General features: G+C 69.8%; 14 protein-coding genes. 7 read left to right on the top strand and 7 right to left on the bottom strand.

What is annotated here, in order from left to right; all coding sequences use genetic code 11:
* Positions 1-135: 135 nt before the first annotated feature.
* Together NZ773_07640 and NZ773_07645 are read left to right on the top strand one after the other, a co-directional pair.
* The gene (locus NZ773_07640) at positions 136-600 is read left to right on the top strand and encodes a hypothetical protein (GenBank protein MCS6801798.1); all 465 of its coding nucleotides are present in this window, start codon (positions 136-138) and stop codon (positions 598-600) included.
* Positions 576-1,064 (top strand): thiamine pyrophosphate-dependent enzyme, encoded by a 489-nt coding sequence (locus NZ773_07645; protein ID MCS6801799.1) that lies wholly within the window; start codon positions 576-578, stop codon positions 1,062-1,064. Before NZ773_07640 ends, NZ773_07645 begins: the two co-directional genes overlap by 25 nt.
* Before the next feature lie 174 nt (positions 1,065-1,238).
* Here NZ773_07645 and NZ773_07650 read toward each other — a convergent pair whose 3' ends face one another.
* The 3 genes from NZ773_07650 to NZ773_07660 form a co-directional block, all read right to left on the bottom strand.
* On the bottom strand, positions 1,239-1,814 hold the full coding sequence (locus NZ773_07650; protein MCS6801800.1) for a GNAT family N-acetyltransferase: 576 nt from the start codon (positions 1,812-1,814) through the stop codon (positions 1,239-1,241).
* A 25-nt stretch (positions 1,815-1,839) separates the two neighbouring features.
* Positions 1,840-4,506 (bottom strand): glycosyltransferase family 39 protein, encoded by a 2,667-nt coding sequence (locus tag NZ773_07655; GenBank protein ID MCS6801801.1) that lies wholly within the window; start codon positions 4,504-4,506, stop codon positions 1,840-1,842.
* Between the two features lie 136 nt (positions 4,507-4,642).
* Positions 4,643-7,051, bottom strand: coding sequence for a DUF2079 domain-containing protein (locus tag NZ773_07660; protein MCS6801802.1), 2,409 nt, complete (start codon positions 7,049-7,051; stop codon positions 4,643-4,645).
* A 126-nt stretch (positions 7,052-7,177) separates the two neighbouring features.
* Between NZ773_07660 and NZ773_07665 the strand changes: the two genes are divergently transcribed.
* Together NZ773_07665 and NZ773_07670 are read left to right on the top strand one after the other, a co-directional pair.
* Positions 7,178-7,720, top strand: a complete 543-nt coding sequence (locus tag NZ773_07665; GenBank protein ID MCS6801803.1) for a hypothetical protein — start codon at positions 7,178-7,180, stop codon at positions 7,718-7,720.
* Between the two features lie 5 nt (positions 7,721-7,725).
* Complete coding sequence (locus NZ773_07670) at positions 7,726-8,787, top strand: hypothetical protein (GenBank protein MCS6801804.1); 1,062 nt, start codon at positions 7,726-7,728, stop codon at positions 8,785-8,787.
* 15 nt (positions 8,788-8,802) lie between these two features.
* On the opposite strand, the gene NZ773_07675 is transcribed toward NZ773_07670, so the two are convergent.
* From NZ773_07675 to NZ773_07685, 3 genes are all read right to left on the bottom strand, one after another.
* Positions 8,803-9,360: a hypothetical protein gene (locus NZ773_07675; GenBank protein ID MCS6801805.1), complete on the bottom strand. Its 558-nt coding sequence runs from the start codon at positions 9,358-9,360 to the stop codon at positions 8,803-8,805.
* A 39-nt stretch (positions 9,361-9,399) separates the two neighbouring features.
* Entirely contained in the window at positions 9,400-9,567 is a 168-nt protein-coding gene (locus NZ773_07680; GenBank protein ID MCS6801806.1) for a hypothetical protein, read from the bottom strand.
* A gap of 94 nt (positions 9,568-9,661) precedes the next feature.
* Positions 9,662-10,795 (bottom strand): cation diffusion facilitator family transporter, encoded by a 1,134-nt coding sequence (locus NZ773_07685; GenBank protein MCS6801807.1) that lies wholly within the window; start codon positions 10,793-10,795, stop codon positions 9,662-9,664.
* Between the two features lie 150 nt (positions 10,796-10,945).
* Here NZ773_07685 and NZ773_07690 point away from each other — a divergent pair, with 150 nt between their 5' ends.
* A complete protein-coding gene (locus NZ773_07690; protein MCS6801808.1) occupies positions 10,946-11,866 on the top strand; it encodes a CoA transferase subunit A in 921 nt (306 codons plus the stop codon).
* Entirely contained in the window at positions 11,863-12,633 is a 771-nt protein-coding gene (locus tag NZ773_07695) for a CoA-transferase subunit beta (GenBank protein ID MCS6801809.1), read from the top strand. The genes NZ773_07690 and NZ773_07695 overlap by 4 nt, the downstream gene beginning before the upstream one ends.
* Positions 12,634-12,655: 22 nt before the next feature.
* Here NZ773_07695 and NZ773_07700 read toward each other — a convergent pair whose 3' ends face one another.
* A complete protein-coding gene (locus NZ773_07700; protein MCS6801810.1) occupies positions 12,656-14,929 on the bottom strand; it encodes a hypothetical protein in 2,274 nt (757 codons plus the stop codon).
* 50 nt (positions 14,930-14,979) lie between these two features.
* Here NZ773_07700 and NZ773_07705 point away from each other — a divergent pair, with 50 nt between their 5' ends.
* On the top strand, positions 14,980-15,231 hold the full coding sequence (locus NZ773_07705; protein ID MCS6801811.1) for a hypothetical protein: 252 nt from the start codon (positions 14,980-14,982) through the stop codon (positions 15,229-15,231).
* The last annotated feature ends 9 nt before the right edge of the window (positions 15,232-15,240 follow it).

A 15,240-nucleotide genomic window follows, 5' to 3' on the forward strand; every position in this document is an offset into this window, starting at 1 on the left:
CGCGGCGGCCACGGGCCATCAGGGAGCGGCGTGCGGCGGCGGTCCATCACCAGCGCGCCTTTCGAGAAGACTGCGCCGAGCCCAGACGCGCCAAACGGCGGAAGGCGTGCGCTCCCGGCGCCTCTCGCGCTATTCTTGATCGTCTTTAGTAATAAAGTAAACTACCAGAAAATGTATGGCTGCCTCGCGTTCGCGATAGGACGATGGATCTTTGCGGGGACGCGCTTCCAAGGCTGGCGCGGCCTCGTCCGGCTGGGGGTCATCGGCTTCTACGCTTTCAGTTGCTTTGTGACGTGGATCCTCCTTTTCTCGGTGTTTGAGCCCTCCGGGCAACCTGCTTCCCCGTTTCGTTCGGATCCCGCCCTCAATCTTCTCTTTGTCCTCGTCTGTGTTCCGATGCTCCGCGTCCTGATGGCGCCGCCTCAGCTTCTTTGGCTGCTGGTCACCATCCCCGGCTCGCTGGTCTACCTTGGATTGCTCGTCGTCGCCGGGTACCTGACGCGCGACCCGCTCATTCTCCCGCTGTTCGGCGTCTCCAGCATGTTCGGCGCGCTTCTCTTTGAGTCATTGCTCGCTTGGGCGAATCAGCCCACGACGTAGCTGCCCGTCACGCGCGATATCGGCGCAGCTTCCTGCGGCGTCGAGGCTGGCCGTGCTGCGTGGGCGTTCCGACGGTCGCGGGGATCGGCGCGGCAGTCGCCCGGCCGGAGCAGCCGACCCTCATCGTCGAAGGCGACGGTGGCATCCTGATGCGCCTTCCGGAACTCGAGACGGCCGCCCGCGAGCGCATTCCGATCATCGTTGTCGTGCTCGACGACCGAGCCTACGGCGCGGAGCTCCACCTCCTCGCCGCCGAAGGGCTGCCGACCCGCCTCGCGCTGTTCGACACGCCCGACCTCGTTCGCGTCGCAGCGTCGCTCGGCTGCCAAGCCGTTCGTGCCGAGAGCGCGGAGGCGCTGCGCGCCGCCCTGGCCGCCGCCGATGGCAGACGTCCGCTTGTCGTCCACGTGCCGGTAACCCGGCAGGTCGTGCACCACGCGATCGTCCGGGCGCTTCGTCCTTAGCGGCGCTTCCAACTCGATGCTGACGGCGCGCGGACCGCGGCTCTCTCGACGCCGCCTCCGTTCCGCGGCCATCGACAGCCAAGCACGCTCTCCCTTCCCGCTGAGCTGCATCGGCGCACCCGATACGGAGCCAACGGTCTGTGGGGAGCGCGTCCTCAGGGCGCGGCGCGGGCGCTACGGAGCCTCGATGAGCGCGGCGAGGTCGCGCCAGCCGTAGGCGATTTCCTCGAGGGGCGCGCCGCCAATCGCAATCAGTTTGGTGGCGAGCGCTTCGCCTCCGAACGCCTCGTAGAAGCGGCGCGCGGGGTGATTCGCTGCCAGCACCCAGAGCAGCATCGACCGGCGGCCGGCGGCAAGGTGGGCGCGGGCGGCGGTCTCCAGCAGCCACGCGCCAAGGCCAAGACGCTGGTACGCCTTCATGACGTACAGCGCATACAGTTCGCCGTCGAAGCCGAGGGCGTCCCGCGCTGGACCGAGGTCGGCGAAGCCGACGACCCAGCCAATCGGGTCGGTCGCCACAAGGGTGCAGTGGCCGGCCGGCGGCAGGTCCAGCATCGTCCGCCGTGCCTCATAGCTCCGCCGATAGGAGAGCCGGTCCAGATACGCGTCCGGCACAATGCCGCGATAGGTCGTCTTCCAGCCGTCGACGTGGACGCGCGCAATGCCGGCCGCGTCGCCGGGCACAGCGAGGCGCACCGCGTAGTGCGCAAGACGCGGGTCGTCGCGCTCGGGGATGCGGAGCTGGTCCATCACGCCACAGTATCGGCCAGCGCAGCTACGGCGCGCCAAGCGTGACAGCCGCCACCGAATGCTGGTCCTGCCCATCCGGCGCGACGAGGCGCTGTCCCCCGTCGGCGTCGTACAGCCCGACGACAACGGTATAACGGCCGGGCGGCAGCGCGAAGCGCCCCTGCGGGTCGTCGAGCCATTCGCCCGCTATCCAGCCGCCCGTCGGGGCGGCGCCGCCGCGCGGAACCTGATCGCGCTGGGCGACAATCGCGCCTGTCTCATCCACCAGATGGACGAAACTTGTCCAATGGCCGGCGGGCCGCTGCTCAGCGCGCCAGACGAGCGCGATCTCGAGCGGGCTGGCCGCGCTGCAAGCGCCGGCGGTCAGCCGGAGGCCGGCGAGCCGAATACCGTCGCCGAGGGCAAGGTCGAGCGGCCGGTCGACCGGCGGCGGCGGGCTCGGCTGGCGCGGCGCGACTGTCGCCGTCCCCGCGACGAGGCTCGGCCCGCCGGCCGGGCCGACGAGGGCGCGCCAGGTGCCTGGCGCTGCCGGCTGGCGCGTCCAGAGCAGCGTCCGGCGCAGCGTGCCCGCCGGCGCGGCCGGGAGCGCGATCGACTCGCGTTCTTCGGCGCCGTCCCAGACCAGCGCCACTTCAACCGGATGGCCAGTGGCGACCCAGTCGAGCGTCAGCAGCCGCCGCGCTCCCGGCTGGTCGCCGGCGGGAGCGAGCGCCGCGCCGAGCAGCGCTCCGCCGTCTGCCAGCGCCACCGGCGCGCCTCCTCCCTCCCACTCGGCCGCCGTCGCCGCTGGGAGGTCGAGCGCGAACTCGCCGAGCAGGATGCGGTCGCCGCCGGTCGAGGCCGGCAGCCGCGCGCCCCTCTGGCCGTACAGCCCGACGACCACGCGGTAGCGTCCGGACGGCATCCCCGCCGGCAGTAGCAGCCCGAGCCGGTCGCGCACTGTCTCGCCTCCCTGCCACCGTTCACTCGGCCGGAAGCCCCCGCCGGCGGGCAGGTCACGCTGCGCCCATGGCCGGCCCGCTGCGTCCAGCACTGCGAGGTAGGTCGTCAGCCCGGGCGGGACATTCCCGACCGCGCGCCACTCAAGATCGACGAGCAGTGCCGCCTGCCGGCCGAGCGTCGCTTGGCGAACCGCCCACCCGCCTAGTTCGACGCTCCCGCCGAGGCGCGCGCCGCTCTCGCCCGCGGCGACGAGCGTCCCCTCGCGAGCATAGAGGGAGAAGCGCATGTTCGCCGGGTACCAGTCGGCCGTCCGATAGGCGTGCTCGGCGAGCCAGCGCTCGATGCGGCCGTCTGGGTCGAAATCGACCGGCTCGTTCTTGACCAGCCAGACTGCCGGCGCGCTGGCGAGCTGATCAGCGAGGGCGGGGTCGGCGGGCGCGAGGTACCGCAGCCCGCCGCGGTAGTAGTACCAGAAGTCGGCGAAGGCGGTCGGACCGTTGGCGACGAGCGCTGTTCCGGGCGGAGAGAGCCGCGCTAAGCGTCGCATCTCCGGCCGGAAGTCGGAGCGAAAGTAGCGCGGGTCGCTCAGGTTGTTGGCGAGCGCCGGCGCCGCCGAGAGGACAAGCGCTGTGACCAGCCCTGCGGCGGCGAGTGGGGCGGCGCGGTTCGGCAGCGCCGCCCAGACCGCGCGCACGCCGAGCGCCAGCAGCGCCAGCAAGGCCGGGCTGGAGGCGATGAAGTATTTCGGCCAGTGCGGCCGGTTCGTCGGCAGCGAGGTGAGCAGGCTCGCGCCGATCGGCAGCGCGACGCAGAGCAGCAGCGCCAGCCCCGCCCCGCGCGCCGGCCAGCCGCGCCCGAACGGCAGCGCTCCCAGCAGCGCCAGCACCCAGACCGCGACCGCCGCCGGCAGCCACGGCTCCACCGGGATCGTCTCGCCAAGCGGAAGCGCCACCAGCGTTGTCCGCAGCGCAGCATCGAGCGGCAGCCGGCCGACCTCCAGCGCGCCGGCGCGCCAGATCATCGCCAGATGCGCGATCGGCGAGTTGCCGATCCCGGCCGTTGGGCTGCCGACATCCGGCTGGAGCGCCGCTCCGACGGCGAGCAGCGCCCACGGCGCGAAAAGCACTGCTACTCCCCCGACCCCAAGCAGGGCAATTCGCCGTCGCGGGGCGTCGCGCCACGTGAGGAGCATCCAGACCGCCCACAGCACCGCCACGGGACCGACGGCGAGATACTGCGTATAGACCGCGCCCGCCGTGACGACCCAGTAGGCAATGAGGTCGCGCCGCGTCGGGGCGGCGGTCAGGCGAAGCCAGAGCGCCAGCGAGAGCGCCATCAGCCCAGCGAGCAGCGCGTAGCCCCGCACTTCCTGCGCGAAGTAGACCTGATAGGGCGAGACAGCGGCAAAGAGCGCCCCGACCGCTCCCCACCCCGGGCCGGCGATGGCCCGGACGGCAAGGTAGACCCCAGGCACGACGAGCAGCCCCGCTGCTGCCGAGAGGAAGCGCGTCGCGAATTCGCTCTCACCCGCCACGGCCATCAGCAGATGGAGCAGCATGAAATGGAGCGGCGGAAAAGTGTCTGTCAGCGAATAGGGAATAAGCGCAAGGAGACTGTTCCGCGCTCCCAGCACCGTGCTCGCTTCATCCACCCAGAGCGCCTGCTGCCCGAGCCCAGCGACGCGCAGTCCGAAGCCAAGGAGCACGATCCCCGCAAGCGCCGCTTGGCGGACACTCTGCTGCCGGCTCATCCCTCCTGCTTGCGCGCCGCCTCGCTGGCCGGACGTCTCTCCCAGCGCGCCGCCACACGCGCCCCTGAGACCGCTCTCCTGCCGGGCGGGAGTGGGCAGCGGAGGACAGCCTGCTGCCGAGGAGGCGCGCCGCATCTCACGGCCCGACGCGCACTCGCCCAAGGTCGACGCTGTCGCCCGCAGGGCCGGTGAGCCGCTGGCCAGTGCGCGGGTCGTACAAGCCGGTCAGCAGGCGGTACTCGCCGGGCGGCACCCGCGCTTCGATGCGGTGACGGTCGGCGACGAGCTCTCCCGCCAGCCAGCTGCTGACCGGCCGGCGGCCTTCGTCCGGAATACCGTCGCTCTGCGCCGCGGGCCGTCCGTCTGGGCCAGCGAGATGAAGAAAGACGCTCGGGCTCGTCTCCTGCCGCCGATCGGTGCGCCAATAGAGAGTGACGTCGAGGAAGCAGGGCGACCCGCACCGCGTCGCGCTCAACTGAACGCCTTCCAACCGGATGCCCTCAGCAAGGGCCGCGCCGACCGGCTGCGCGCCGGCGGGCAGCGCTGTCAGGCGCGAGGGAGAGGCGTCCCAGATTGTGCGGCCATCGCTGTGAAATGTCGCGAGGTGCAGCACGCCGTCGCGCGCGGTGACAAGCGTCGGACCGCCCTCGACGGTGATCGGCAGCCGGTCGGCCGGGTTGGTTGGGCTGCCGCCCCCCGTGGCGATCAGGCCGACGCGCACCGCTCCCGGGTCGTTGCGCCGGCCCCAGCGCATCGTCTCGACGAGATAGATCTCGTTGGGGGTCCAGCGGCTGGTAGGGAACCAGATCGGTGCGACCAACTCCGCCTCCGAGCCGGGCAGCGGCCGTCCCACCTCGTCGAGCAGGACAGTGAACAGGCGAATATCCTCGCCTCCCGGCCGCTCAACCCGAAGCCCCAAGGTGAGCGAGGCGGTCGCGCGCGCCTCATAGCCGGGCGTATAGCCGACGAGCGAGACAGGGCCGAGCCGCGCCGCAACAGGCGTGCGCGGCGTCCAGCCCGCCGGCGCCGGACGGCGAAACGCCGCTTCGACCGACGCGCGGTCCGGTTCGCCCTTGCCGAGCATGAGAAAGCCGTCTTCAGCTGCTACTACCCCAAAGCCGGCTCGCCGGAGCGCCTCGATGTGCTCGTAGCGGTCGCGGTTGATCACCGGCGCGATCGACGGCGCGAAGTCGACAAACACCCACGTCGCATCGTCGATCCGCGGGTAGACATACAGTGTCCGCCGCGCCGCAAGATGCGCATTGAGCGCGCCGGTCGCCGAGAGGGCCGCATCCGCCGGCACCAGCGTCAACAGCCGGTCGGCGAGGGCGTGCCGCGCTGTCCGCTCTTTCAGCGCAAAATCTTCTGCGAGCGGCGTCGAACCGCGGTCACGGTGGTAGACGAGGGTGAAGACCAGCACGACGATCGAGAACACGGCCGTCCAGCGGGAAAACGGCCAGCTCGTGCGCGCGGCGAGTTGGCGGGCGAGGAAGGCGACGCCGTAGACCGCGCTCACCACGACGACGGGCACCAGCGGCGCCGGGTAGTGCTCCAGTTCGAGCGTGTTTTGCAGCTTGCTGCTCGAGAGCAGAATGAGCAGGAGGGTCGGCGAGAGCACCGCGAGCACGAGCGGCGCAAAGAGCGAGAGAAAGGCGACCGGCGTCAGCAGGTCGCGCATGTACTCCAGCTTCGACGGTTGCGTGACATACGCGATCCAGTACGGCGGATTGAACACAAGCGTCGCCGCGATCTCAGCGATGTTGGTTCCGAGGTGCCCGTAGCGCGTGTCGAGATAGGGCGACTGCTTCTCCGGGTTGAAGTGCGGGATAACCACTTGGACGGTAACGAAGAACCAGACAACCGCCAGTGCCGAGGTTGCCAGCCCAACGCGCCGCCAGCCGAGGCCCACCGCCACCCACAGGCCGAGGACGAAGACCGGCAGCGGCACATCCTCCTTGCAGGAGAGCGCCAGCACGACCGCGGCCCAGTAGCCGAGCGCGTTGCGGCGGTGGGCGAACCAGAAGGCGAAGGCGAGCAGCGCCGCTGTCAGCGTCACGGCGTGGAAGTCGTACAGGTTCGCTGCTTGAAGCGCCGGGAAGAGGAGGTAGGCAAGGGGAAAGATCAGCGCCGCGAGCCGGGAGCGCAGCAGTTCGCGCGCCAGCCAGCTGATCGGCAGCGCGCCGAGCGCGATCACCACGCTCTGCAGGATCAAGATCGTCTCGGGTCGCGGGGCGAGTGCATAGATCGGCGCGATGAAAAGCAGCATCGGCTCGACATGCGCCCCGAGCCGGTTGGTCAATCCCTCGAAGTTGGTGAAGTCGAGCGGCCGGCCTTGGGTCGTATTCCAGAGCGCCTGCTCCATGTTGGCGAGGTCGAAGGCGTCGGTCTCGTAGACGCTGTGGCGGTGGAGCGACAGAAAGGAGAAGAAGACTGCGTAGGCGAGCGCGAACAGCGCGACGCTGACGGTGACGAGACGGTCGGCGAGAGCGGGGCTGAGACTGGTGATCGCCGCTCCCGCGCTGGCGGGACGGGCGCGCGCGTGCAACAGTGGTGCCCTCCAGAGGCGGCCGCAATGCCGCCGCCGGATTATAGCGAGCGGCTGCCGCTTCCGGTCGGTTCTGGCGGTGTATGCTGAAGGCAGGCCGCGCCACGAGGCCATGGAGGAGCAGGAATGATCGGATGGGCCGTCAACCTCTTCCTGCGCGTGTCAATCGCCTATTACCTCCTCGAAGTGCTGCGCAATCCGAATGATCCCCGCTTCGCGGGCAAGGCGCTTCCCGTCCGCAACCTGATCGTCGTCGGGTCGCTCAGTCTCCTCTTTCCGCTCCTGCACCTCTGGCGCAACCTGTGGGCGCGCTATCCCGTCTGGTATGACAATCTGTACCTCTCGATCTTCTGGTTCGATATGGTGGGCAATTCGCTCGACCTGTACGAGCGGCTGAAGCGGTTTGACCTCGTCGCCCACTTCCACGGCGCCGGCGCGATCACGGCTGTTCTTGCCGGAGCCTTTCGGCTGCCCTGGCTCACGGCGTTCGGGCTGGCAACCATCATCCACGTGCTCCTCGAAGCGCAGGAGAACTACACCGAGATCCTGTTTCACACCCGCAACATCAAGGGCCTCTACGACACGATCAACGACCTTACTGCGGGGCTCGTCGGCTCGGTCGTCTATCTTCTCCTGTTCGCGGGGGGGCGGCGCGTCGTCCGGCGGTAGCGGCAGTGCCTGCGACCCTTCTGTGGCGCTGGCTTGCGGGAGCAGCACTCCTCGCCTGCCTCATTCTCGCCGTTGCCGCCTCGCGTCCGTCGCCGGCGATCGCTGCCATGCTCTTTTTCGCCGAGGTGTTCCCGCTTGCGCCAGTGAAGCCGCTTTCGGCGATCGCGCCCTCGCCCGACTATTGGCAGGTCACCTTCACCAGCGTCAACGGCCCTGTTGTCGGCGACCTCTTCCTCCCGGGCCGCCGTCTCATCGGTCCGCTGCGCCGACCAGCGGTGATCATCGGCACGGGCGTTCGTCTTGACCGCGAGCAGGATCGCGCCGCCATTCGCCAGCTTGCCGCCAGCCTCGCGCGCCTCGGCTATGTCGCGCTCTGGCCGCGCCTTGAGACGATCGACGCCAACGCTTGGCAGTTCGAGCGTCCAGAGACCTTCGTTCGCGCCTTCCAGTACCTCGCCGCTCGCGACGATGTTGATCCCGAGCGGGTTTCGCTCGTCGGCATCTCGCTCGGGGCATCGATCACGCTCCTCGCCGCCGCCGACCCCGCGATCGCCGACCGGGTGCATGCCGTCGTCTTTCTCGGCGGCTACTTCGACCTGATCGACTATATCCTCGCCCTTGTCAACGAGCAGGCCGTCCACAACAGCCGCGTCATCCCGTGGCGGCCGGGAGACGATACCCGGCGCCAAGCGCGTGAGTTAGTGAAGGCCGAGGGCGTTCCCCAGTTGCTTCCCTACCTCGAGCCAGACGTGACGCTCGCGGGTCGCGACGCGCTGCTCGCCCTTCTCGCGCCGGACGACCTCGCGCGGCTCAACCGGTTCAACCCGGCAGCGCATATTGAGCGGGTCCGGGCGCCGGTCTTCATTCTCCACGATCGCCGCGATGAGTACGTGCCCTTCACCGAGTCGGAGAAACTTGCGGCGGCGTTGCCGCCCGGGACGCCTCGGTCGGTGCTGATCTCCGACGCCTTCGATCATGTCAATCTCGGGCAGGACCTCGCGCTCGAGACGGTCCTCGAATATCTCGCCCTCTCGCGCTTTCTCGTCGATGTCTTCGCGGCGTTATAGCGCGCAGCCGACTGCTCAGGGCAAGGCGCGCGCAATCCGCTCCCCAACGTGTCGCCAGAGGGCGGGCAGGCGTTCCGGAAAGAGGCCGAAAGTGGCGCGCGGCGACCCCGCCGCACAGGCGCGGCGGTAGGCAAGGCCGACAGTAGCGAGCACCCACGCTTCATAGTCGGCGATCCAGTCGGCTGCCGCTTGGAACCACCTTCCCGTCCCGGGCACGGGAGCGTCGCCAAGCGGCGGCAACCCTTCTGGCGACCAGCAGGGAGCGGCGAGCGGCGCCAGCGCCGGGCGAGGGGCAAATCCGTGGCGGGGAAGAAACACGCCGCCCGCGGGGCCGACGAGGAGCAGCCCCCATCCCCACAGGACGACCTCGCGCCCAGCGCCCGCGAGCCGGTAGCAGCTGCTGCCGAGGACGCCGGCCGGCGGCCGCGTCCGCTCGAAGCCGAACGCGAGCAGGAGGTTCCCCTCGGGGCGCCGGATATCCTGTCCCCAGCACCAGAACTGCTGATCCACCAGCGCGTCGAGGAGACGCCGCTCGGGGCGCGTCAGCGAGCGAGCAGAAACGGCAATAATCATGCAGAGATGATACTTTGTATCACCTCTGCGCGCAATCGCCTACTTCTTGGTCAGCCGGGCCACGTCCTCCTTGCCCAGGATCCGGAACAGCTTGATGCCCTCGACGGTCGCCTCCGCCGCCATGCGGCCGTTCTTCAGTTCGACGACCTTCACTTGGGAGTCCGGCACCTCGACTGACTGCTTCGTCTTGACGTTGTAGAACTTCATCGACGCTCTCCTCTCGCCGCGGCGTGGCCGCGCTTCGTCACACTGTAGCAGATTGTGCGCTCGAGTCAATCGATCCTGAGACCTCATCTCATGATCAGTGATGGGAATGCGCGGGCAAGCCGTCGTGCTCGTGCTCTTCGATCCGGTGGTGGTGGGCGCCGGACGCCGAGGGCGGGTCGACATGAATGACGGCGTCCCCGAGGTGGGGGAGGTGATGGAAGAGGGCATGGCGGGCCTCGACGGCGATGGCGTGCGCCTCCTCGATCGGCGTGGCGGCGGCGACGGTAACGTGGGCTTCGGCGAACAGCCGGTGGCCGATCCAGCGGGCGCGGATGGCGCCCACTTCTTCCACCCCCGGCGTGTGCTCAAGCGCGTGGCGGATCAACTCCACTTCGAGCGGGTCGACGCCGTCGAGCGCCCGCTGAAAGACCGCCTTGGCCGAGTCCCACAGGATCTTGACGATCAGCCCGCTGATCAGCAGGCCGACCAGCGGATCGGCGATCGGGAAGCCGAGCGCCACGCCGGTCGCGCCGACCAGCACCGCGAGGCTCGTCAACCCGTCGGCGCGGGCGTGATAGCCGTCGGCGATCAGCGCGGCGCTGTTGATCTGCTTGCCCACCCGAATGCGGAAGACTGCCACCGCCTCATTGCCGGCGAAGCCGATGATCGAGGCGAGCACCACCGCCCCGAGGTGCTCGACCGGCTGCGGGTCGAACAGCCGGACGACCGCCTCGTAGCCGGCGACCACGGCGCTCAGCCCGATCACTGCCACGACGATCATCCCGGCCAGGTCCTCGACCCGGCCGAAGCCGTACGTGAAGCGCCGGCTCGCCGCCCGCCGCGCCAGCGCGAAGGCGATCCAGAGGGGAATCGCCGTCGCCGCGTCGCCGACGTTGTGGATCGTGTCGGCCAGCAGCGCCACCGAACCGGAGATCAGCGCGATGACGAACTGGATCGCGGCGGTGACGAACAGCGCAGCGAAGGAGATCTGCACCGCCCAGATGCCGCGCTGGCTGGTCACGATGGTCGGGTCGACGCCCCCGTGGTGATGGCCGCGGGAATGCTCGTGACCGTGCCGCTGGCCGCGGCTGCGCTCGGGAGGATGGTCCTGCGCATGCTCCTCGCCGCTCCCGTCCGGATGGGACAGGCGAGGCGGCCCGGCGTGGGGCGGCCCGCTGGGCTGATCGCGGTCGCGCGCCGCGTCCGGCCGCAGGTCGAGGTCGGCCATCGGTCCTCCTAGCCCTGTCGGCTTTGTTCCTGCATCGCAGTTGCAAAAGTAAACCAGGCCGCTCCGTCCCCTGCAAGCGCGCCGCGGCCGGTTCCGCGCTCCCATTCTGCCAATCCGCGCCGCTCGTGCTACGATGGGGCGGGAGGGCCAATGGCCGACGACAAACTGATGACGATGCGCGAGGCGATCGCGCGCTTTGTCAACGATGGCGACACCATCTATCTGGCGGGGCTGTCGCACTTGGTGCCGTTTGCGGCGGCGCACGAGATCATTCGCCAGCGCAAGCGCGACCTCGTCTTCTGCCGGCCGACGCCGGACATCGTGCTCGAGCAGATGCTCTCGGTCGGCATCATTCGCAAGGTCGAGTTCTGCTGGGCCGGCAATCCCGGCATCGGCAATCTGCGTGTCTTCCGCCGCGTCGTCGAGAAGGGCGAGCCGTTCCCCGTCGAGATCGAGGAATACACGATGTTCGGCTTCACCGCTCGTCTCCTCGCTGGCGCGATGAACCTGCCGTTTCTGCCTGTGCGGACGAATATCGGCTCCGACCTGCCGGCGAAGAACCCGAAGATCAAGACGATCCAAGACCCGTACAGCGGCGAGACCCTCTCGGTCGTTCCGGCGCTCCGGCCCGATGTCGCGATCCTCCATGTCCAGCGCGCCGACCGCGCCGGCAACGCCCAGATCTGGGGGATCACCTCCGACCATCGCGACGCGGCCTTCGCTGCCAAGCGGGTCATCGTCTGCGCGGAGGAGATCGTCGACGAGGCGGTTATTCGCGCCGATCCCAACCGGACGATTGTGCCGGATTTTCTCGTCTCGGCGGTCGTTCACGAGCCGATGGGGTGTCATCCGTCCTACGCGCAGGGCTACTACGATCGCGACAACGCCTGGTACCAGGAGTGGGATCGTCTTTCTGCCGACCAAGCCGCCGTCGACGCCTATATCGCCGAATGGATCGACGGCGTGCCCGACCGAGCGGCCTATCTTGCCAAGCTCGATGAGGCGACCAAGGCCAAGCTTCGGGTCGCGCCGGCCTGGAGCGGGCAGGTCAGCTACGGAGTGTACCGATGACCGACTACACCCGCGCCGAGATGATGGTCGTTGCCGCAGCGCGCGAACTGCGCGACCGCGAGATCGTCTTCGTCGGGGTCGGCATCCCCACCCTCGCCGCAATTCTCGCCAAGCGCACTCACGCGCCTAATCTCCGGCTGATCACCGAATCGGGCATCGTCGGCGCGATGCCGACCCGCCTTCCGCTCTCGATTGCCGACCCGTGCTTGGTGACCGGCACGCAAGCCATTGTTTCGACGGTTGAACTGTTCTCGCTCTATCTCCAGCGCGGCTGGGTCGATGTCGGCTTCCTCGGCGGCGCCCAAGTCGACAAATACGGCAACATCAACTCGACCGTGATCGGCCCCTACGAGAAGCCGTCGGTGCGCTTTCCGGGCAGCGGCGGCGCCTGCGAGATCGCCTCGCTCTCGAAGCGGACAGTGATCATCATGCCCCAGGGCAAGCGCCGCTTCGTCGAGAAACTCGACTTCCTCACCACCCCCGGCTATCTGACCGGCGGCGACGCCCGCCAGCGCGCAGGGCTGCTCGGCGGCGGGCCGTCGGTCGTCGTCACCGACCTCGGCCTCTTCCGCTTCGACCCGGTCACCAAAGAGATGTATCTTGCCAGCGTCCACCGCGGCGTCACGGTCGACCAGGTGCGCAGCAACACCGGCTGGGACCTGCGCGTCGCCGAAGACCTCCACGTCACCCCCGACCCGACCGACGAGGAGCTGCGCGTCGTCCGCGAACTCGACCCCACCGCCCACTTCTTGAGCCGCGAGGCCTAACCGCGGCCCCGCCGGTCGCTGCCTAGGGAATGCGCACGGTCGCGATGGTCGGGTCGCCGCGCGCTGGCAGGCCCTCGACCCTCAGCCGGAGGCGGTAATCGCCCGGCGGCAGCGGCGGCAGCGCCAGCTCCCAGTCATCCTCGATCCGCTCGCCGGTGCGCCAGAGGCTCGTCCGGAAGAGGCCGTCCCCCGGCTCGCCCGCGACGCGGGCGACCGACTGTCCGGCGCTATCCATCAGCTCGAGGACGAGCGTCCGGTCTGGCCCGCGGGCGAGCGCTGTCCAATAGAGCAGAATGCGCAGCGCTGCCGGCGAATCTTCTGTCAGCCCCACCTTGGCGACGCAGCTCCCCTCGAGGTGCAGCTGCTCGCCGAAGGAGAGGTCGTGCCGGGTGGCGCCGGTCGGCGGCCACGGGAATGGCCAGCGGAGGCGGAGCGGCTCGACGCTGACCCATTCGCCCGGCGATCCGCCGGCAGGGTCGCGCGCCGGCAGCAGCTGGCTAGGAGCGCGCGCCTCGGCCAGCGCGAGCTCGGCGGCCAAATAGTCCGGCGGGCGGGCGCGCCACGGGTCGGCGGGCAGGCGGAAGCGCAGCCGCGCCTCGGCCAGGTCGGCGAGCGGCGGAATAGCGACCTGCTCGTCGAAGGCGATCCCGCCGCTCCGTTCCCGCAGCCGGAGCCGTATGGTCGCGCCCTCCGGCGCGCGCAGCCAGAGGCGGAGCGACACCTCCTCGCCGGGGTCGGCGGTGTCCGGTGCGAAGCGCGCGCCGACCACCTCGATCCGCTCACCGAAACGGACGCGCAAAGTCGGCTCGACTGCGTCCGCCGGACCGACGGTGGCGGTGAGCGGCGGAAAGCGCGCCTCGAGCGCTTCCCAGAGCGGCGCGTTGTGGCGCTCGAAATGGCCGAACGCGCCCTGCATCCCGAACAGGAGTCCGACCACGGCAGTCGCGGCCGCCAGCAGGAGGGCGAGGCCGATAATCGCTCCGCGCCAGCGCGGAAACGCGTCAATTGCGCCGACGAGCGCGGCAAACGCCGCCACCATCAGCAGGGGAGCGAAGTCCGCCGCATAGCGGAGCGTCACCCACCGTTGCGCCAGCACCGGCAGCGCCGCCAGCGCCGCCGCAGCGAGCAGCCCAGCCCAAACGATCGCTGCGCGTCGCGCTGTCCGCCGCCGGGGCAGAACAACGCCCGCGAGCGCAAGGATGCTGAACGGCGCGGCCGGGAGCAGTCCGACGATCGGGCCGAAGATCAAGCCGTCGGGCGCGCCGGCGCAGAAGGTGGCGTTCCAGCTTTCGTACGGCGTCCAGCTGATGAAGGGCAGTTCCGGCGTCAGCCGCAGCGGCCGCAGGAAGAAGTGAACGAGATTGGGCGCAAGATGGCCAAGCGTGGCAAAGCCGGCGTAGTCGCGCAGCAGGTGATAGGAGGTCAGCTGATAGCGGTGGCCGACTTCGAGGGGCGACCCGAACCGCGCCGCGTTGTAGCCGCCGAGGAGGAGTGCTCCCGCCGCGAGCGGGGCGCCCAGCAGGAGCACCGGCATCCAGCGCCGCCGCGCGCGCTGGTGCCACGCGAGGAGGACGAACAGCAGGGCCAGCCCGGCGACAGCAGGGGCGAGCGCCCAGCGCGACCCGACGGCGAGCGCCCAGCTCCCGCCGGCGAGCAGCCAGAGCAGCCCTTGGCCGCGGCCCGCCGGCTGCTGCCAGGCCCAGACGGCGGCGCTCAGCCCGGCGAGCAGAAATCCTTGGCCGGCGGCGGTCGCCGCCTCGTGGATCGCCGGGCTGGCGAGGAGAAAGAGCAGCGGCGCGTTCAGCCCAAGCGCGACAACCGCCGCGCAGGCTGCGAGAGTGCCCCCGCGGGAGAGCAGCGCTCTTGCCAGCCCGCGGATCGCCAGGGCTCCGGCGACCGTCGCCGTCATTGCGCCGGCGAGGGTGATGACGCTGTCGGCGATGGGCCGGCCGGCGATGAGCTGCGGAACGAGGATCGCCAGCGCCGGGACAGGGCCGAAGTAGAGCCAGTACTTGCCGTTGAAATACGACAGGTCGCTCTCCGCGCCGAACGGCGCGCGCGCGGCCGGGTCGTACGGGTCAGGCAGCCGTGCCAGCTCTGCCGGCGGGGCGATCCGGAGGTGGGCTTGGCCGGCGGCGAACGCTTCCGCTTGACGCGCGTAGACCTCGGTCGTGTAGAGAAACGGCAGGTCATCGATCGCCAACGACCATGTCCCCGCCGTCGCGATCCAGCCCTGCCCGGCCAGGACGGCGGCGACGACCAAGACGATGCCGAGCGCCTCGAAACGGCGGCACATCGGCGGGAGTTGTAGCAGAGCGGCTACGATCCTCGGCAGAGGAGGCGCAGATGCGTGATCTCGCGGCGGTGAGCGCGCTGCTTCCAGCCGGGCTCGACCCGAGCGACCCGCTCGTTCAGCAGGCAAAAGTGTTCGACCCGGGCGACCCCTTGCCGCCGGGAGCGCGGGGGCTCGATCTCGCCCATCCAGAGCGGGGCGTCTTCGTCATCGATACCGTCGCGCCGCGCGTGCCGCCCGGGTCGGTGATTCTGACCGACGTCTCATGCTGCCGCGCCGTCTGGGCGCGGGCGACCGGAGCATGAGGGCGAGCG

The organism is Dehalococcoidia bacterium (assembly GCA_025054935.1).
Taxonomy (GTDB): domain Bacteria; phylum Chloroflexota; class Dehalococcoidia; order SpSt-223; family SpSt-223; genus JANWZD01.